Origin of the sequence: Rossellomorea aquimaris (assembly GCF_001877785.1) — a bacterium.
GTDB lineage: Bacteria > Bacillota > Bacilli > Bacillales > Bacillaceae_B > Rossellomorea > Rossellomorea aquimaris_A.
The window spans coordinates 335,724-355,592 of sequence record NZ_MINN01000096.1; the positions used below are offsets into that span (position 1 = coordinate 335,724).

The window sequence follows — 19,869 nt, forward strand, 5'->3', positions numbered from 1 at the left end:
ACAACAATGCTGACCATACAGCGGTGGCAGGTCAGCATGTCCCTTTTTCTCTAATGAGTTGTATTATTTCGCATTTTTCACTGCTTCTACTGCAGCATCGTAATCAGGGTGATTGGTTGCTTCACTCACATATTCCACATAAGTGACTTCATCACTGCTGTCGACAACGAATACGGCACGTGCAAGCAAACGCAGTTCCTGGATATGGACGCCGTATGCTTCAGCGAATGAAAGGTCACGGTGATCGGAAAGTGTCTGGACATTTTCAATTCCGTTCGCTCCGCACCAGCGCTTTTGCGCGAAAGGCAGGTCGACTGAAACGGTCAATACTTCAACGTTATCAAACTTTGCTGCTTCTTCGTTGAATTTTCTTGTTTGTGCATCACAAACACCAGTATCAATTGAAGGAACGACACTGATCAAACGAACCTTACCCTTTGAATCATTCAGAGTCACTTCTGATAAATCATTTGCAAGGACGGTGAAATCAGGTGCTTTGTCCCCGACTTTCACTTCGCTGCCGAGCAGTGTTACAGGGTTGTTCTTAAATGTAATGTTTGCCATTATTTGTTCCTCCTCAGTGAATAGTATGTACAGTTTCATAGTACAGAAAATCGGATGTACAACGCAACTGATAAGGGTCGGGATGTTTAAAATACCTCAGTTGATTTCCGTGCAAGACTTCGCTTTCCGCGGGCGGCCGGTGAGCCTCCTGGCATTCCACGGCAGATCCTGCGCTAGCCCCTCGAGTTCATAAGCTAAATGGACCAAAAAGGCAAAACGCCTTCTCGGTCGATTCGTCTTATGCCACACGCCTCTCTTCATAGCCCTTCCGCTTTTCTTTTAGGAGTCTTCGTCCTGCACTCCAATCAACTGCTGGAATACCTTCATACACCATCCTCGTAATTATTATGGTTCTATCAAAAAAGAGCTGACAACAGAGTCAGCCCCCTTAAGAAAAAGTTCTTTTAGAAATCCATATTCTGTTTTGGGCCGTTTCCTTGATGGCTGCTTCCCTGGTCGTTCTTTTTCATCATGCCCTGGATTTTTTCGATTGCACCCGGGGCGAGGTCGAGAAGGCGGTCCAAGAGGTGTGTACTTTCGTCAAGATGCAGCATTTTGATTCCTCTTGAGCTGACAATCAGGAATGCGATCGGTGTGATGGAGACTCCTCCCCCGCTACCTCCGCCAAACGGCTGCTTCTTCGATGAGCCATCACCGTCGCTGCCGCCTTTTCCTCCTTCAGATTCACCTTTCTTGCTTTTGCCGTCGATGTTAAATTCACTTCCGCCTGCAGCAAACCCAAAACCTACTTTTGAAACCGTCAGGATGACGCTGCCGTCAGGCGTTTCAACTGGATCGCCGATGATTGTATTTACATCGATCATCTCTTTTAAATTTTCCATTGCAGTGGTCATAAGACCTTCAATCGGATGTTCAGACATTTCTAGTCCTCCTCGCTAAACTGATTGTTGTTCCTCTTCTGAGAGCCCGGAAAGAGACAACGCCTTGAAATCCGCTTTGCCGCCTCTCCAGAACCGAAGTATCTTGAAACCTACTAGGATAGCATTCCCTATCCGAAACTGGATAATACATGAAAAATGAGTCTGGATGATGGCTTTCTGGAAGGATGGAATCACTTCGACCGACGGCGGTGACTGAAGCCTCATATATCCGCTGATGATGCCGATGATACTTCCTTTCAAGCCCCATATCGCCCCTGTCATCGTACCGGTGGAAGCAGCGTCACCTGTTCCGAATAACGTCTTCCAATGGATATGATCGATTTTCACTTTTTTCAAGAAAGCACGGATGATTTTATGTAATCCTTTTACATGGGTAAGAATTTCTTTCGTATCATGCAGGCTATTGATAAAATCTTTCGGAGAGATCTTCTTTTTGGATTCATTTTCATTTGAGGGCGCTTTTTCCTTCCCCCTCATTTTTTTCTCTTCCACCACGATATTCGGAGAGTCATCATCAAGCTTGACCATTGGGACATCGATCGTATATCTCAGCAAGCCGAACCATGCCCGGAGCTTAACCTTGAAATGGTCATTATCATTACCGTGGTATAAAGAAAGGGTGATCGTTAATTTCGTTATGATAATAAGAATAATGATGACAACCAGTAATGCAGATAGAATGAGTAATGCCCATACCCAACCACTCAATTTTTTCACAACCCTTCAACTTTTCAGTATGGCCGATGGAAGAAAAATTAAACGGTCCTTTCCTGATTATTTTTTTGTTCCCCCCAAAAAAGACAACAAAAAAACCGCCCTAATGAATAGAGCGGCATCTTACCTACACAGCTGGTGAGAATTCTAGTTTCTTCTTCTCCTGAACAACCGTTGTATCGGCAAATAAATCATGTATTCCCTGTTTCTTAGTGGTGAATGCCACTACGATATAAAGAATAAAAATGGTAGACGAAATGAAGCGGCCGATCAATTCCCTGAAGATGACAGTCCCCCACGTCGGACGGCTTCCTTTCAAGTCAATCACCTTGATTCCAAGTACCATTTTACCGATCGTCTGACTGAAGAACTTTGTCATAAGGACAAAATAGCCGTAAAAGACGATGGCAGAAAGAATGGAAATCGGCGCAAACATCGAACCTTCCACCAGTGAAATATCCAGGACTTTGAACACGGGTTTCACGATAAGCCGTGTGATGCTGCCGATGACGATCAGATCAATCAGATAAGCCCACACCCTCAGCCAGAAACCTGCCAGAAAATATCCCCTTGTCTCCTTATAAGGCGGAGGCGTATGGATAACGGAGTGATGCGAAGTCATTTCATCATGTTTCTCTATGGTTTCCTCCTCGCGTACACGAGGTGCATCTTGATTTTCACTCAATTCATTCACCCTCCCTACTCAGAATATAGATACATCAATCTCGGGGCATTCGGCTGTGACAGAAGCTTCATCAATGCGGTTGCTTCAAAATCCTTACCGATCATCTTCTTGGCGCTCATGCTGAATAATTCTGAGAAGGGATCGCCGCTGGTATATTCAAAAACCTCAGCGCCTTTCAGATTATGATCTTTCTTCATCGCCGAGATGACATCTTCAATATATCCGAACTCATCAATCAAGTTGGCATCTTTCGCCTGCTGGCCGTCGTAGATTCTTCCATCTGCAATCTTTTTCACCTCTGCTTCCGACATATCACGTCCGCTTGCGATGACATCCACAAAGCCTTCATACGAATTATTGATCATTGTTTGAAGGATCTTTCTTTCTTCTTCTGTCATTTTCCTTGTCGGACTCATGATATCTTTATACGGACCGCTCTTGATCGTCACGAAATCAACACCATATTTCTCGGCAAGCTCGGAGTAATTGATGCTTTGCATGATCACTCCCAGTGAACCGGTCAATGTTTCTTTGCTTGCAAAGATCTTCGTTGCAGGTGCAGATATGTAATATCCTCCTGAAGCCGCCATGCTGCCCATCGAAACGTAAACAGGTTTTTTCGATTTTTCTATGATCTCAACCAGCTTGGAATGGATTTGAGCGCTTTCAACCACTCCTCCGCCCGGTGAATTCACTTTAAGGATGATCCCTTTTACCGAATCATCTTCCTGGACGGTATTCAGCTTTTCCATGAACTGTTCATGATTATAGCCTGGGCTCTGGAACATGGACGCTGCATCCCCGGTATCCTGGATGACCCCATTCACCTCAAGCACCGCGATTCTCTTCTGCATGTTTCCATCCTCAATGATTTCTTCCCCAAAAGCCTGCTCGGTGCCGCCAAGCACCTCATCAAACGCCTTATTGAAATCCCCTGTCAAAGCTGAAGTGGCGAAATTAACCACAACGGAGACAAAGAACAGACCTGCTGCAATCGCCAGGGCGATCCATCTTTTCGCATTCATAAGTATATTCCTCCCTTGTTTATCCTATCTTATGTAAGGATATGAATATCATTCTCATGGCAAATCATGATAGAATATTCACAAAGTTATTTTAGCAGACTTTTGATGGAATGGGAAAAATTATCCTACTAAATTTTGGGAGGTACATAGAAATGAACAATCGCAGGAATATTTATTTTTACGTATTAAGAGATGAAGCCATCCAGCCCAAGCTCGACAAACTATATGATTTGGCAAACCGCTATAATTTCAATATCGTCCAGTCCCATAAAGAAGCAAACATCATCGTGAGTGTAGGCGGTGACGGTACGTTCCTTCAGGCTGTGCGGAAAACAGGCTTCAGACAGGACTGCCTGTATGCAGGCATCTCGACAGGCGGTACTCTGAGCATGTACTGCGATTTCCATATCGATGATACATCCAAAATGATCGATGCCATGACGAAAGAGCAAATTGAAGTAAGAAAATACCCAACCATTGAAGTCACGGTGGACGAGCAGACTTCTTTTCATTGCCTGAATGAATTCAGCATCCGGTCAGGAATCATCAAGACGTTCGTAATGGATGTCTTCATTGATGATATCCACTTTGAAACATTCAGGGGGGACGGCATGATCATCGCCACTCCCACAGGCAGTACAGCGTATAATAAATCCGTCAGCGGAGCGGTCGTCGATCCAATGATCCCTTGTCTTCAGGTAAGCGAAATGGCTTCGCTGAACAACAACCGGTACCGTACTCTGGGATCGTCCTTCATCCTCAGCGACAAACGCCGCCTGGAATTGAAGATTGTACAGGATGGAAATGACTACCCTGCGATGGGGATGGACAATGAAGCACTCAGCATCCAGCACGTGGAGAAAGTAGAAGCAAGATTAAGTGATAAAATCATTAAAACCGTAAAACTAAAGGACAACTCCTTCTGGGAGAAAGTAAAACGTTCCTTCTTATAAACTAAAGTAAAAAAGCTCCGGCATATGCCCGGAGCTTTTTCACTGTCATGCAGAAAGCTTCGCTTCCCTTCTTCTTTTCCTTGCAAACCGGATACGCGAACCGGTGAAAACGGCGAGTGCAACCCAAATGAACATGAACGAGATCAAATGGGTGAATGAGAATGTTTCCCCATAGACCATGACACCGAGGATCAATGTGATCGTCGGCGCGATATATTGCAGGAACCCAACCATATAAAGCGGGATCTGCTGCGCCCCTTTTGAGAAGAAAAGCAGCGGAATGGCCGTGGCCGCCCCGGCCCCCATCAAGAGAAGATCCGTTCCCCATGAGATGGTGAATAACGAGGGTGTTCCCTCCGAGTACAAATATCCCATATAGATAAGCGAAAGGGGGGCGATCGTCATCATCTCAAGTGTCAGGCCGATTGCAGAATCCACTTTGATCATTTTCTTGGCTAGACCGTAAAGACCAAAGGAGAAGGCGAGCCCCATCGCAATCCAAGGGAAATCCCCATATGAGAATGTGAGGATCAAAACACCAGCAGCCGCCAGGATAAACGAAACGACTTGGGCTTTTGACAAACTTTCTTTTAGTATGAACACCCCTAACAGTACACTGACAAGAGGATTAATATAGTACCCCAGACTCGCTTCCACCATTTGATCCGTATTCACTGCCCAGATATAAATGAACCAGTTGGCACTGATTAACAGTGAGGCCAGCAATAAAGCAAGCAGCTGCTTCTTCTTTGTCAACGAGGTCTTTATGTAGGAAGTGAAAGCCTTCCATCTCTTCGTGAAAAATAAAAATAAAAGCATAAACCAGAAAGACCAAAAGATCCGGTTTGCCAGGATTTCGTCAGCTGATACATGGTTTAACCATTTCCAGTAAATCGGGAGTATTCCCCATAGAAAATAGGAAAAAGCTGTGTATATCATTCCTGTCTGTTCATTCTGCTTCATAAAAAACACCCCCAAACTATTTCCATTTCCGAAATAACTTCATTATATCGGGGAAACGTTTTAGGGGCAATCATTTTATTTTTTTGTATAAACAATTGTTTCATCGATTATTGTCATGAATACGATTTTTTCAAGCAATTCATCCGAATCAGACTCGAATGGATCTTTTTCAAGGACGGTGAAGTCGGCCGTATATCCTTCTTTGATCATGCCGCGGTCGTTTTCATGATGGCATGCATATGCGCTTCCCTTGGTAAAAAGAGAAATCGCTTCATACATTGAGAGGCTTTCTTCAGGAATATGTACGGTCTTTTCCGGATCCAAAGGATTCGTCCTTGTGACTGCGGCATGGATGCCCCATAAAGGATTGACGGGTTCGATCGGTGCGTCCGACCCGCCTGCACAGTGTATGCCTCTGTCCAGCAAGGTCTTCCAGGCATAATTGTATTTCATGTTTTCTTCCCCGAGCCTGTCGATGACCCATGGGAAATCAGAAGCGACAAAACGCGGCTGGATATCCAATATGAGGGGGAGTCCTTTGATTTTTTCTATTAGTTCCTCCCTGAGAATCTGTGCATGAATCAAACGGTCACGTCTCAATTTTTTAGACGGGTGTACCGTGATGGCATCCACGACATTCTCGAATGCCTGATCTCCGATCGTATGGACGGCAATCGGCAGCTCAAGGCTTCTTGCTTTTTCAACAAGCTTTAGAAGCTTTTCCTGAGAATGGATGCTGACACCTTTTGTATCCGGTTCGTCTGCATAGGGATGGCTGAGAAGGGCCGTCCTGCCTCCGAGGGCGCCATCGGCGAAGATTTTCATGGCTCCGAACTCGATGAATTCATTTCCTCCAAGAAAATGATGTCCTTCTTCATGCCAATCATCGATCACTTCATGATGCACAAGTAGATGGGCCCTGAATTTTTTATTGTCATCGTTGATCGTTTGTTTGAACGCATTGTACGTTTTGTTGAAATTTCCGTAATAGCTTAAATCCTCTGTATGTCCTCCGACAAGGCCATTTTCCCAGCAGCTCTCTATACCTTTTGACAGGGCTTCTTCCAGATAGTTTGATGAAATAGGGGGAAGGGCTGCTGTCATGAGGTCCTGGGCTTTATCCTTTAATAATCCGTTCAGGCTGCCATCATCACCTTTTTCAATCAATCCTCCCTCAGGATCAGGGGTTTCCTCATCAATGTTTGCCTCTTTAAACGCAAGGGAGTTGACCACCATGGCATGGCGGCAGATCCTTTTTAACAGGACAGGATGGTTCGGAACAGCGTTATCCAATTCTTTTTTTGTAATGACTTCCGCTCCGTCCCAAAGATTTTCATTCCACCCTTCCCCGAAGATCCACTGGCCCGCAGGAAGCTTACCTGCTTTGTCAGCTACGGCATTCAGTACCTCTTCTTTGCTGGTCATCTGTGACAAATCAAGGCGCAAGAGGGTTTCCCCGTGGCCGATCAAGTGCATATGGCTGTCTACGAACCCCGGGAACATTACGCCCCCCTTTAAGTCGATTGTTTCTTCTATTGTATATTTGTTCCTTAATTGTTCTGCCTGGCCCAAGTCCTTAATGAACCCGTTTTCTGTATAGACGGCTTCGACCATGTGGCCTTCCGACTGCATTGTATAGATTTTTCCATTTGTCCATAATGTACCCATCTTGGAAGCTTCCTTTCTTGTAAGAAAATTCTGTTTCAAATGTACCATATTATAGGATGAGTCGGGAAGTGGGAGGATTTCAGAAAGTTCATTAAAATCCGCTTATGATTTACGTGCAAGACTTCGCTTTCCGCGGGTGACCCCGTGAGCCTCCTCTCTTTATTGACGGGTGAAGAGATGTCCATCTTCAAGGCTTAGATAAGCCAAACCGGACAGGAAGGCAAAGAACGCCTTCTTGACCATGCCACACGTCTCTGAGCAAAGCCTTCCCCATTTCTAATAGGAGTTTCGTCTTGCCTACGAACTAGTGCCGGGATTCCTAAATATAATTATCCTGCTTTCTAAATTCATAAAAATACAGAGAACCTATTCAAGGAGGCTCTCTGTATCTTACTTACATATATTTAGTTTTTGACCGAGGTCATTTCTTTTTGGCGCAATTCGATTCTTCTGATTTTGCCTGATGTTGTTTTTGGCAGTTCTTTGACGAATTCGATCTTGCGCGGATATTTGTATGGTGCTGTCAGCTGTTTTACGTGTTCCTGCAGCTGCGGGACAAGCTCAGGATCGTTCTGGTCAACGCCTTCACGCAGTACGACGAAGGCTTTTACGATCAGACCGCGCACCTCATCAGGGCTGCCTACTACAGCGCACTCCTGTACAAGTGGATGCTTTACAAGTGCATCCTCTACTTCGAACGGTCCGATTGTATAACCGGAGGAGATGATGATGTCGTCTCCCCTGCCTTCGAACCAGAAATAACCGTCTTGATCTTTCTTCGCTTTATCTCCGGTGATATAATAGTCACCCCTGAACTGCATGGCCGTTCTTTCAGGATCTTTATAATAGTTCTTGAATAAGGCAGGTGTTTCAACGTGAACGGCGATGTCCCCTACTTCCCCGATTTCACAAGGCTGGCCTTCTTCGTTGATTACTTCCACCCTGTTTCCCGGTGTAGGCTTGCCCATTGATCCCGGTTTCAATTCCATGCCCTTCATAATCCCCACGAGAAGCGTATTTTCTGTCTGGCCGTAACCGTCACGAACTTCAATGCCATGATGCTTCTTGAACGCATCGATGACTTCCCTGTTCAATGGCTCCCCTGCCGAAACAGCACTGTGCAGCGGTGAAAGATCATACGATCCCAAATCATCGACTTTGGCCATCAGGCGATATTCCGTCGGTGTGCAGCATAGGACGTTTACATCGTTGTCCTGAAGCAGCTGTAAATATTTATTGGGTTCGAATTTACCTTGATAAACAAGTCCAGTCGCTCCGGAGCCAAGGACGGACATGAACGGACTCCAGATCCACTTCTGCCAGCCCGGTCCCGCAGTTGCCCAGACAGTATCTCCTTCTTCAATTCCAAGCCAGCCTTTGGCGGCCGTTCTAAGGTGGGCGAATGCCCATCCATGTGTATGTACGACTCCTTTAGGATTTCCTGTCGTCCCTGAAGTGTATGACAAGAAAGCCATATCATCCCTTGCAGTGTCAGCAAACCGCAATTCCCCGGAAACGTTCTTCATTTCTTCCTCGACCGTGATCCAGCCTTCCTGCTTTTCGCCGATGACGAATTTTTGCAGCTTGTCCATCCCGCGCACATTCTCGAACTGTCCGATGAATGGTGCATAGGCGACGATTCCTTTTACATCCCCGTGTTCTATTCTATATTCAAGATCTTTGGTACGCAGCATTTCTGAACTTGGAATGACCACCATTCCTGATTTTAAGGCTGCAAGGTAAACCGCATATGCTTCTATTAATCTTGGGACCATCACCAGGATTACATCACCTTTTTCCAGGCCGGAGCCCAAGAAAACGTTCCCAATTTTATTAGCGTCCTTGATCAGGCGGCTGTATGTAATTTCTTTCTTTTCGCCTACTTCATTCAGCCATTTAAGCGCAAACTTTTTCTCATCACTTGCAAACTTCTCCACTTCTTCAACCAAGTTGTACTTTTCAGGTGCAATTAATTCATGTCTGTCCATCCGAATTCCCCCTTGTTTGTACTTACACCTCCATTATACAAAATAATTTTAATTTTTTAAATTATTCATTTTCAATTAAAACAATAGATACTCACTAATGGACTCAATTAATTTTCAAATTAAAAGTTGGTGCGTTCCTTTCCGCTTCAGGCACTTGCTTTCCGCGGGGAGGAAGTTAAGCCTCCTCGGCGTTCCGCCTGTGGGGTCTTAACTTTTCCTCTATTTCCCGTCGGAGTCAAGTGCCTTCCGCTGCAATCCACTCTGTAATTCTAATAATTAATCGGACCAATATTTCGGTTGAAAATAAACTGGATACTATATAAATAAATTATTTAATTTATATGTGTGTGCTTATTAGTATGCAGTGCATCCAGCAATTGATTGGAGTGCAAGACGAAGACTCCTGCGGGAAAAGCGTGTTAGGTGAGACCCCGCAGGCGAAGCCGAGGAGGCTCACCAACCGCCCGCGGAAAGCGTAGTCTTGCACGGAAATCAATAGCGGCATTTCAAGTCATTTAAACAAAATTAAAAGGAGCGGGTCGGCCCCGCTCCTTGTAGCCATTGTATTTAATTATTTTTGGTATCCGCCACCGATTTGTTGTTCAGCCATTTGGACTAAACGCTTAGTGATTTCACCACCTACAGAACCGTTAGCGCGTGCAGTTGCATCAGCACCAAGTTGAACTCCGAATTCAGAAGCGATTTCGTATTTCATTTGGTCAAGAGCTTGTTGAGCTCCTGGAGCTACTAGTTGGTTAGAACTTCTGTTTGCCATGTGTTTTCACCTCCTCGTTGCTTGTTGAGTATAGATTGCGCGAAAACACATGGCTTCATGCAACGAAATTCACTGGTAAATGTTCCTATTTAAAGGAGGTCATCAAAGCTTTCTTCGAGGTCTGATTCTGCCCCTCCATGGATGGTGGTCGTCTCTGTTTCTTTGACCGCCTCAAGGATGAGCTGATCAAAATCAACAAAGCTCTCATAGTACTGTACCTTTTCTTTTTTGGGCCTTGTTTTAGGTGCCGGCGGTGTAAAGATCGTACAGCAATCCTCATATGGCAGAATTGAAATATCATGAGTATCGATTCTTTGGGCGATATCAATTATTTCAAGTTTATCCATGGCGACGAGCGGTCTCAGGACCGGGGTATTCGTGACGTCATTGATCGCCTGCATGCTTTCAAGCGTCTGACTCGCCACCTGCCCGAGGCTTTCACCCGTGATCAAAGCAAGGCCTTCGTTCTGCTGGCGGATTTTGTCCGCTATCTTCAGCATCATTCTTCTCGTTGAGGTCATTGTATAGTTCTCAGGTACTTGATCGTGAATCGTCTGCTGGATTTTCGTGAAAGGCACGACATGTAATTTAATGCTGCCGGAAAAAGCAGAGAGTTTCTTAGAAAGATCGATCACTTTCTGCTTTGCACGCTCACTTGTGAACGGCGGGCTGTAAAAATGGACCGCTTCGATTTCCACACCGCGCTTCATGGTCAAGTATCCTGCAACGGGACTGTCAATTCCCCCTGACAACATCAGCATAGCTTTTCCGCTGGCACCGACCGGCATACCCGTTGATCCGGGGTAAATCTCAGAAGAGAGGTAAACTCCTTCTTTTCTGACTTCTACATTTAATTTTATATCCGGATTTTTGACATCGACGGTCAATCCTTCCGTGTTCCTCAGAATGTATGAACCCACTTCATAGTTGATTTCATTGGTCTCCAATGGAAAATGTTTATCTGCACGTCGCGCCGACACCTTAAATGTCTTCCCTGGTTCAAAGCTTTTATGCACCAATGCAGCTCCCGCTTTGCAGATTTCCTCAATATCACGTTCCACCTTCACAACAGGACTGAATGATTGAATGCCGAAAATCTTTTGCAGGCGCGGGATGATCTCATCCCCATTTTCTTCACCCAAAAGGATATGCAGGCGGTCTCGGCTTGCAGACACGGATACCCCCGGAAAATCCTTTAAAGCCTGGATAATGTTCTCCCTGAGTTTTGACGTGAACTTTTTGCGGTTTCTTCCTTTTGTGGAAATTTCACCGTATCTGACTAAAATTCGATTATATTTCATCTCGATCTCCTCATTATTTTCTCTAATTGGGCTGTTTCTTGTTTCAGAATCCTGACGAACCGCTCAGCTTCTTGCATTGTATTTTGAAAGGACAAACTTACGCGTATCGCCCGGTCTGCCAGGTTCTCACCCACTCCCATCGTCAGAAGTGTCTGACTCGGCTTGCTTTTCTTGGAAGAGCAGGCACTCGTAGTGGAGACGTATATCTCATGCTGATCAAGGGCGTGGACGACTACCTCACTCTTGAAATCTTCAATGGAAAAGTTAAGAATATGAGGGGCACTCCCCGCATGAGGGGTATGGACAGTCACTCCGCGCATTTTCTCCAGTTGTACCCGTAAATACCGTTGAATATCCTTCATTTCATTTAAGCTGTCCCGGCTTTCTTCCTGATATAGCCTCATCGCCTTCGAAAAAGAAACGATGCCTCCCGTATTCTCTGTACCGCTTCTTATGTTCCCTTCCTGCTCTCCTCCGGAAAGAATAGGGGAAAGGATGACACCGTCTCTTACATAAAGCATCCCCGCTCCCTTCAGGCCGTGGATTTTATGCGCGGAGATACTGTATAAATCGATATGGTGATCCAGTAATGAGACCGGAATTTTCCCGAACGCCTGGACACCGTCTACATGAAAAAGAATCTTGGAATGTTTTTTCAATAAGGAACCAATCTTTTTGACCGGCTGGACTGAACCCACTTCGTTATTTACATGCATGATTGAAACGAGGATCGTATCGGGCCGGATCGCTTTTTCAACATCTTCAGGGTCGACCACTCCCGCTTCATTTACATCCAGGCAGGTCACTGAGTACCCGATTGATTCCAATTGCTTCATTGTATTGGAAACAGAGGGGTGTTCGATTTTGGTTGTGATAATATGTTTCCCTCGGTTCCTGTATAGGAGGGCAGCCCCTTTGATCGCCAGGTTATTTGATTCAGTTCCTCCGGAAGTAAAAATGACTTCTTTATCGTTGATATTCAAGATGGAGGCAATCTGCTTCCTTGACGTAGAAATTAATTTTTCCACCCGGCCGCCAAACGAATGAATGGAAGAAGGGTTTGCATAGTAAATGTCATTTACCTTCAAAAAGGCATCCAATACTTCCGGAAAAGGCTTGGTGGTTGCTGCGTTATCGAAATAGATCATGTTATACACCTTCTTTAGTTCTATCCAATCATTAATATTATCACAAAATCATTTGAACCCAAATGAAATCGAAAATTCCCCGATATTATTTAGACAATAATAATATTTAATAAAAACGTTGAAATTTTTAATATTTTATAAAAATAACCATTGATAACTTTGTCGAAATTTGCGACAATCATTTAGGTGATAAACCCGATTAATTATTTAAATATACTAAATTGCAAGACTATTTAGTTATTCGACATTTTTCTACATGAATGTGATAAGATAGTTTTGCTCATGATAACGTTTACAAACGGAGGGGTATATATGAACGAGAAAGCGCTGTCATCCGGCGGTGTATTAACTGTAGGTCTAATGCTTTTCGCTCTTTTCCTCGGAGCCGGAAATATGATTTTTCCGCCATTCCTCGGCCAGCAGGCCGGTGATCATGTATGGACGGGGATCATCGGCTTTTTGATCACCGGGGTGGGACTCCCTTTGATGGGAGTAATCGCGATCGCTAAATCCGGAGGCGACCTTCAAACACTGGCAAACCGGGTCCATCCAGTTTTCGGATTGATTTTCACCATTATCATGTACCTTGCAATCGGACCATTTTTTGGAATCCCTAGAACCGGTACAGTTGCATACGAAATCGGCATTATTCCTTTTTTACCTGAAGATGCAGCAAAATATGGGGTTTCCCTTCTTATTTATTCTGTCATCTTTTTTGCTCTGACAGCCTGGCTTGCGATGAATCCTTCCAAGCTAGTTGACAGAATCGGGAAGATTTTGACTCCTTCCCTGCTGATCATTCTTACTGTATTGATTGTAAAAAGTATCGCAACACCTATGGGAAGCTTTGGAGAACCGAATCCGGCATATCAGGAAGGTCCGCTCTTCAAAGGATTCATTGAAGGCTATCTGACAATGGATACCATTGCGGCTCTTGTATTTGGTATCGTCGTAATCAACGCGATAAAGGACCGCGGGATTACCAATAAATCATCACTGACCAGGATCACGATCATTGCCGGCCTCATCGCTGCGACGGGACTTGCCCTTGTATATCTGTCACTCAGCTATATTGGAGCGACGAGTACGGACTCAATCGGGGTCCAGGCCAATGGGGGCGCTATTCTCTCGGCATCTGCAAATCACTTATTCGGCTCTTTGGGTGCTGTGATCCTTGGACTTGCGATCACGTTTGCCTGCATCACTACATCCGTCGGATTGGTATCGGCATGTGCCCAATATTTTTCAAAGATCTTACCTGTATCTTATGGAAAACTTGTCATCATCCTTTCTGCTTTCAGCATGCTGATTGCCAACATCGGGTTGACTCAGCTGATTGCCGTTTCATTGCCGGTGCTCATCACTATTTATCCTTTGGCAATCGTATTGATCGTTCTTTCATTCATGCATAATTGGTTCAACGGCTACTCCATGGTCTATGTTTTCGCCTTGGTGGCTACCGGCCTTATCAGCTTGGTCGACGGCCTGAAGACAGCTGGTATGAATGTAAGTGCAGTGAGCAATTCCTTGAACTTTCTTCCTTTCTACGCTGAAGGGATCGGCTGGCTACTACCCGCATTGGCAGGAGCAGTCATCGGCTTTGTCATAGCCAATATGGCAGGAGCCTCTAAACGCATTATTGAAGCTTAATACCATTGAAAAAGACCTTTGAAGAGAAGAGTGATCTTCTTCAAAGGTCTCTTTATTTTTTCTGCATCGCTGCATATTCGAATTAGATAAAACGAAAGCCAGCAAACCTTATATAAAAGGATACTGGCTTCTTTCATTCTATTCTTCGATATTGATCATCTTTTCGATTTTTTTCATGGCACCCGGCTCCACTTTTTCAATCGTTGTGGCCGCTTCTTCCAGCGCTTTACGATAATCATATTGCCTGAACGCTTCTTCCGCTGCCTGCAGTCCTTCTCGAACGGAGTTGTAGCGGCTTCTGTAGCGGTTACCGTATTGAATGATTTTTTCTGAAAGCAGGACGTTTTCTATCAGATCCTGCGTTTTTGAATAGAAATGATCGACAGTGCCGGCTGCTTCTAACAGCGTTTCCTGAATGAACTTCATATTCAATGGTTTTTCTGTCAGGCTTGCGTTCACCTGCTCAATCTTTCGGTGGACTTCAGTCAGAAGCTCATCATAATCTGCAGGGAGGCCCGGCACATTGCTTTTGGCGATCATCCTGCTTGCTTCTGCGGTCTTTTTCTTGAGTTCCGCAATTTTTTCGCGTGTCGTCAATTCATCTTTTCGCAGATTCTGAAGGAAGACGGCAAATTCCGATTGTTCACCAATCAGGACTTCAAGGCCGCTCCTGATTTCCTTCAGCTCTTCACTCAACGATGTGTACGCAGTCTTATTGCTTTCTACTTTTTCAATAATCAATTCATGGCGCTTCGATAATTGGATGATCTTCTTCTGAAGTTCCTGGGGTGCCTTGAGATCGGATTCATGTAAATGATACCCTTGCTGCACTACATTCACTTCATATTGAATATCATCATTCTCTTCTTTTGCCTTTATTAGGCCTTCGGTCGTTTCATCTTTATATTGAAGCACAAAGTGTCTGGCATGTACTTCTTTTTCCAGTGAATCATAGAGCATTTCTATTTTACTTTTGATTTCCTGCAGACCCTGCTCAACTTCTTCCACTTCTAGTGATTGAAGACGGCCTTTGAAAGCGGCCAGCGTTTCATTCAGTTCTTTGACTTCTTTATCAACTTCCACATGTTCGAGAACGTAGCCCTGTTCCTTCATTTCAACATATCCCGCTTCCAGTTCGTACAGCTGTGAAGGAAGGATATTCTCGCAGTCCGCTGTCAGTTTAGGGATGCTTTCCATCTTGTAGGCGATCGCCTTCATTTCCTGGCCCAGGTTCAATACGATTTCACGTGCATCCAGATAATTCCCCTGGTCTGTCAGTGCTTTGAATTCCTCGATTTCTTTAGCAAGCTTGTCCAGTACTGCTTCGATTTTCTTAGCGGCCTGGCCATATGTATGACGATATGCCAGCAGCTGTTTCTTGCTGCTGATATATTCTTCTTGTAATAGTTCAATTTCTTCCCTGTTCTTTTCTTCACTGCCGACGAGTTCGTTCAATTCTTCCAAAATCTTATCTATTTTGGCTTCTGTTTTAGTCAGGACTTCATCGATTTTCGCCAGTGTCTCCCTAGTCTTCCTGTAACGGAACTTATCTGTGTATTCTTCTGCATCGAACAGAAGTTCTTCAATATCAGGAAGCTCGACAGCCACGATTTCGTCCCAACCTTGTCTCCAGCCTTCGAAAAGCTGCTCCGTCTGCCCAGTCATGTTCAGCTGTTTGACTTTTGACAGTTCTTCCGGAATAGGCCGGTTCATGATATCCACCTTCCATGCTTCGTACCGGTCAATTTCCGCATAATATTTCTTTCTGGATAAGACTCCAATTAGGAATAAAATCAAGATTAGTATGATTCCAGCGATGACATATTGCATCTTAAGCCCCCTGTTCAACTATTCAGTAGACATCTATATCAATTTGAAAGTTTCATTAATAAATTCTCATTGTTATAATGATACCATGAGAACGACATTTTTTGACTAATAAATTCTATTTTTTCAACTGTAAAAGTTAAAATTTAGTGTTTTCTCTAAAAATAGTGAGAGATTCACAGAAAAATACAGCTGATTTTGGATGAAGGAAGTGTTTTCTGATGAAAAAAGTCGACGGACATATCCATACTCCTTTCTGCCCGCACGGAAGCATGGATTCATTTCATGAATATATAGAAAGGGCCATCGCCCTCCGCTATTCACAGCTGACGTTCACTGAGCACGCGCCGCTCCCCCGGGGCTTTGTGGATACAACTCCAGATCAGGACAGCGGAATGGCTGAAGACGATGTCCCTTTATACTTCGAAACCCTGGAAGAATTGAAAGAGACATATAAACACCGGATTACCATCCTTTCCGGCCTGGAAGTGGATTATATTGAAGGCTTCGAGGATGAAACAGCCGATATCCTCAACAAGTGGGGCGGGAGACTGGATGACAGCATCCTCTCGGTCCATTTCTTACATTATAAAAATAAATGGGACTGCCTTGACTTCAGTCCTGATGTATTTCAGGAAATGATCGGACTTTACGGTTCCGCGGACGAAATTTACCGGCATTACTACAGGACAGTCCTGAAATCGATCGAAGCCGACCTCGGCCCCTTCAAGCCGAAACGGATCGGCCATATCACCCTTGTTAAAAAGTTTCAGAAACTCTATCACGCATCAAGTCCGTTCAACAAGGAAATACAGTGGATCCTGGAGGCCGCAGCATCAAGAGGGCTTGAACTCGATTACAACGGCGCAGGTGTCATCAAGCCCCATTGCGGTGAGTCCTATCCCCCGGAGGAAGTCATTGAACAAGCACGGAAACTTGGGATTAAAACCGTGTACGGATCCGATGCCCACTCCGCAGCCGGCATCGGCCAGGGAAGACATGCCATGAAGCTGTAATGGGCAGCAAAAAGAGATTGCCCGGATACTCCTCCTGACAATCTCTTTCTATCTATACTTAAATGATGAGTTCTTTTGTGAAACCCGATGAACCTTCGGACGTCATCAGGAGGTTGATCCACTGATCGATATTTTGATAATACTGATCTACAAAATAATATTCCTGCGGAAACATCTGCCATACTTCCCGCAATTGCTGGCTGTTTAAGAACGGCATCGTCAACATTGACTTCAACTGTATGACAAGGAAGCTGATCGGCTGTTTTTTAAAAGACCGGTCCACCATCCCCTGCTCAAAAAGGCTTTTCAAATAAAATCTTTCTTTCATGAGGTAAGACGAAATGATTTCCCTCACAATCTGCGAGTCAATCGAAACCTCCCTCCAAATGAAACGGGATAATTGATGATTTTCACTTTGGAATTTTAGTACTTTGAAGACAGCACGCTTCAGACATAAGTCTGCGCGGATATATTTAAGAGCATCCACCTCTTCCTGCAGGAAATGAAGATATTGTTCGAAGAAGTGGGTAAAACATGCCTCAAGCAGACCCTGCTTTCCTTTGAAATAATAAGAGATTGTTGAAGGATTAACCTTGGCCCTCCCTGCGATATCCCTTACAGACGTCCCGTCATAGCCGTGGTCATAGAATAATGAAACAGCTGCTTGAAAAATGGCTTCCTTTGGCGAAGTAGAGGTTTGTCCCTTTTTCATATTCTCCCTCTTTTCTCTTCTTTTAGATTTCCCCCGAGTGGACTGAATCGAATCTATTGAAGCTTTATTGAAAGTATGCTAAAAATGGTCTAATAGAGTTTTCACATATTGTATAACAATGATTTCGCTTTTATAGTAAGAATTCCTTTAAGTATTTCTCGACAGTTTTTCCACTGAGGATGCGATGCTGCAGGGAATTCCACTGATTTTGTAGAAATGGGGGAAATGATGATGTTTCAAGCAGAAAAATATCAAGGTTCGAAAAAAGATAAATATGGACTCGTAACGAAACAATTACGTGCCCTGCTCGAAGATGAACCGAATAAGATTGCCAACCTGAGCAACGCCTCAGCCCTGTTGAATCAATTTTTAGATCGTATTAATTGGGTCGGATTTTATTTATTCGAACAGGAAAGCAGCCAGCTTGTCCTTGGACCGTTCCAGGGCCTCCCTGCATGTGTGCGGATCCCGTTGGGACGAGGGGTGTGCGGAACTTCAGCCAGTGAAAGAAAAACATTTGTCGTGGAAGACGTCCACAGCTTTCCCGGCCATATCGCATGTGACGCCGCTTCTCAATCTGAAATCGTCATCCCTCTTGTCAAAGATGGAAATCTAATCGGGGTGCTGGACATCGACAGTCCTGAAAAATCCCGTTTTGACGAAGAAGACAAGCAGTACTTGGAAGCATTCACAGAAGAATTATTAAAACACCTGTAGTCACTAAGCAAAAAAAGAAGCGTGCGGAGTCCGCACGCTTCTTTTTTTACATGACATCACTTGGGAATTTAACTTTGTTCAAAGCCTGTTCAAGATCATCCCAAATATCATCCGAGGATTCAAGTCCGACAGAAAGTCTGAGGAGGGTATCATTGATCCCCATTTTCACTCTTGCCTCTTCCGGGACGACCGCATGTGTCATTGTTGCCGGATGTTGAATCAACGTCTCTGCATCCCCCAGGCTGACCGCAATCTTGATCATACCCAAATCATCCATGAACGCTTGGGCGTCTTCCTTCGATCCTTTTAAGGTGAAAGAAATCATTCCCCCTGGTTTTTTCATCTGTTTCTTCATGATTTCATGCTGTGGATGATCGGCACGCCCCGGATAAATCACCTGTTCCACTGCAGGATGCGTAGCAAGCAGTCCGGCGAGTTTATCTGCACTTTCACAGTGGCGGTCAAGCCTCACCGCAAGCGTCTTCAATCCTCTTAACAACAGCCATGCATCGAATGGGGAAATGATCCCGCCGATATCCTTTTGGGTAGTCATTCGGATTTCAGCCATTTTCTCCTGTGAACCGACCACAATACCGGCGATGACATCACCATGCCCTCCTATATACTTCGTCGCACTGTGAATCACGATATCGCAGCCGAGTTCAAGAGGCCTCTGAAGATAAGGCGAACAGAAAGTGTTGTCCACAACGACCGGAATCCCCTTTTCACGGGCCACCCTCGCCACCATTTGTAAATCGATCAGCTGCATCGTCGGGTTGATCGGAGTTTCCACGTAAATGCAGGATGTATTGTCTTTGATCTTTGCCCTGATCTCTTCTTCTGAGTCCATGGCGGAAAAGTCATGGCCGATCGCAAATTTCTCGTCCAATAATTGCAGAAGGCCGAAGGTACAGCCATACACTCCTTGAGAACAAAGGATATGATCCCCTGATTTGGTCAAGGAAAAAAGGACTGCTGAAACGGCAGCCATCCCAGAACCGAAAGCAAGTGCTGCTTCTCCGCCTTCAAGCGATGCCATTCTTTCTTCAAGGATGCCCACCGTCGGATTGCCGAGTCTTGAATAGATATACCCTTCCTCTTCCCCTGCAAATCGGTTTTCCCCCTGCTTTGCATTGGCGAACGTATAAGTTGACGTTTGATACAAAGGGGGCGCCAGACTATCAAAATGTCTGGAAGAATCGTACCCCTCATGGATCACACGTGTTTCAAAATGTTTTTCATCTTTCATCAAGTATTCCTC

At 44.7% G+C, this 19,869-nt stretch carries 18 protein-coding genes; 4 read left to right on the forward strand and 14 right to left on the reverse strand.

Annotated elements, in window-relative coordinates; translation table 11 throughout:
• Positions 1–63 precede the first annotated feature (63 nt).
• The 5 genes from tpx to sppA all read right to left on the reverse strand — a co-directional run bounded on the left by tpx (position 64) and on the right by sppA (position 3,890).
• Entirely contained in the window at positions 64–564 is a 501-nt protein-coding gene (tpx, locus tag BHE18_RS14165; RefSeq protein ID WP_071619191.1) for a thiol peroxidase, read from the reverse strand.
• A 404-nt stretch (positions 565–968) separates the two neighbouring features.
• Complete coding sequence (gene ytfJ, locus BHE18_RS14170; protein WP_071619192.1) at positions 969–1,445, reverse strand: GerW family sporulation protein; 477 nt, start codon at positions 1,443–1,445, stop codon at positions 969–971.
• A 15-nt stretch (positions 1,446–1,460) separates the two neighbouring features.
• Positions 1,461–2,183 (reverse strand): DUF2953 domain-containing protein, encoded by a 723-nt coding sequence (locus BHE18_RS14175; RefSeq protein ID WP_083573803.1) that lies wholly within the window; start codon positions 2,181–2,183, stop codon positions 1,461–1,463.
• 124 nt (positions 2,184–2,307) lie between these two features.
• Positions 2,308–2,802 (reverse strand): RDD family protein, encoded by a 495-nt coding sequence (locus tag BHE18_RS14180; protein ID WP_071619329.1) that lies wholly within the window; start codon positions 2,800–2,802, stop codon positions 2,308–2,310.
• A 77-nt stretch (positions 2,803–2,879) separates the two neighbouring features.
• Positions 2,880–3,890, reverse strand: a complete 1,011-nt coding sequence (gene sppA, locus BHE18_RS14185) for a signal peptide peptidase SppA (protein WP_071619193.1) — start codon at positions 3,888–3,890, stop codon at positions 2,880–2,882.
• Between the two features lie 152 nt (positions 3,891–4,042).
• Between sppA and BHE18_RS14190 the strand changes: the two genes are divergently transcribed.
• Positions 4,043–4,843 (forward strand): NAD kinase, encoded by an 801-nt coding sequence (locus BHE18_RS14190; protein ID WP_071619194.1) that lies wholly within the window; start codon positions 4,043–4,045, stop codon positions 4,841–4,843.
• Between the two features lie 45 nt (positions 4,844–4,888).
• Here BHE18_RS14190 and rarD read toward each other — a convergent pair whose 3' ends face one another.
• The 6 genes from rarD to BHE18_RS14220 form a co-directional block, all read right to left on the reverse strand.
• Complete coding sequence (rarD, locus tag BHE18_RS14195) at positions 4,889–5,806, reverse strand: EamA family transporter RarD (protein ID WP_071619195.1); 918 nt, start codon at positions 5,804–5,806, stop codon at positions 4,889–4,891.
• Positions 5,807–5,881: 75 nt separating this feature from the next.
• Positions 5,882–7,474, reverse strand: coding sequence for an amidohydrolase (locus BHE18_RS14200; RefSeq protein ID WP_071619196.1), 1,593 nt, complete (start codon positions 7,472–7,474; stop codon positions 5,882–5,884).
• 404 nt (positions 7,475–7,878) lie between these two features.
• Complete coding sequence (mbcS, locus tag BHE18_RS14205) at positions 7,879–9,462, reverse strand: acyl-CoA synthetase MbcS (protein ID WP_071619197.1); 1,584 nt, start codon at positions 9,460–9,462, stop codon at positions 7,879–7,881.
• 571 nt (positions 9,463–10,033) lie between these two features.
• Positions 10,034–10,237, reverse strand: a complete 204-nt coding sequence (locus BHE18_RS14210; RefSeq protein ID WP_032087337.1) for an alpha/beta-type small acid-soluble spore protein — start codon at positions 10,235–10,237, stop codon at positions 10,034–10,036.
• A gap of 89 nt (positions 10,238–10,326) precedes the next feature.
• The gene (gene thiI, locus BHE18_RS14215) at positions 10,327–11,538 is read right to left on the reverse strand and encodes a tRNA uracil 4-sulfurtransferase ThiI (protein WP_071619198.1); all 1,212 of its coding nucleotides are present in this window, start codon (positions 11,536–11,538) and stop codon (positions 10,327–10,329) included.
• Positions 11,535–12,686, reverse strand: a complete 1,152-nt coding sequence (locus BHE18_RS14220) for a cysteine desulfurase family protein (RefSeq protein ID WP_071619199.1) — start codon at positions 12,684–12,686, stop codon at positions 11,535–11,537. Before BHE18_RS14220 ends, thiI begins: the two co-directional genes overlap by 4 nt.
• A gap of 312 nt (positions 12,687–12,998) precedes the next feature.
• Here BHE18_RS14220 and brnQ point away from each other — a divergent pair, with 312 nt between their 5' ends.
• Entirely contained in the window at positions 12,999–14,336 is a 1,338-nt protein-coding gene (gene brnQ / locus BHE18_RS14225) for a branched-chain amino acid transport system II carrier protein (protein ID WP_071619200.1), read from the forward strand.
• 138 nt (positions 14,337–14,474) lie between these two features.
• Here the strand turns inward: brnQ and ezrA are convergent, their stop codons facing one another.
• Positions 14,475–16,166 carry a septation ring formation regulator EzrA gene (ezrA, locus tag BHE18_RS14230; RefSeq protein ID WP_071619201.1) on the reverse strand — a complete coding sequence of 564 codons (1,692 nt, stop codon included), beginning with the start codon at positions 16,164–16,166 and terminating at the stop codon, positions 14,475–14,477.
• Between the two features lie 218 nt (positions 16,167–16,384).
• On the opposite strand from ezrA, the gene hisJ reads away from it, so the two are divergent.
• On the forward strand, positions 16,385–17,179 hold the full coding sequence (gene hisJ, locus BHE18_RS14235; RefSeq protein WP_071619202.1) for a histidinol-phosphatase HisJ: 795 nt from the start codon (positions 16,385–16,387) through the stop codon (positions 17,177–17,179).
• A gap of 58 nt (positions 17,180–17,237) precedes the next feature.
• Here hisJ and refZ read toward each other — a convergent pair whose 3' ends face one another.
• Positions 17,238–17,891, reverse strand: a complete 654-nt coding sequence (gene refZ, locus BHE18_RS14240) for a forespore capture DNA-binding protein RefZ (RefSeq protein ID WP_071619203.1) — start codon at positions 17,889–17,891, stop codon at positions 17,238–17,240.
• Positions 17,892–18,122: 231 nt separating this feature from the next.
• Between refZ and BHE18_RS14245 the strand changes: the two genes are divergently transcribed.
• Positions 18,123–18,608, forward strand: a complete 486-nt coding sequence (locus BHE18_RS14245; protein WP_071619204.1) for a GAF domain-containing protein — start codon at positions 18,123–18,125, stop codon at positions 18,606–18,608.
• A gap of 46 nt (positions 18,609–18,654) precedes the next feature.
• On the opposite strand, the gene megL is transcribed toward BHE18_RS14245, so the two are convergent.
• The gene (megL, locus tag BHE18_RS14250; protein ID WP_071619205.1) at positions 18,655–19,857 is read right to left on the reverse strand and encodes a methionine gamma-lyase; all 1,203 of its coding nucleotides are present in this window, start codon (positions 19,855–19,857) and stop codon (positions 18,655–18,657) included.
• Between the last annotated feature and the right edge of the window lie 12 nt (positions 19,858–19,869).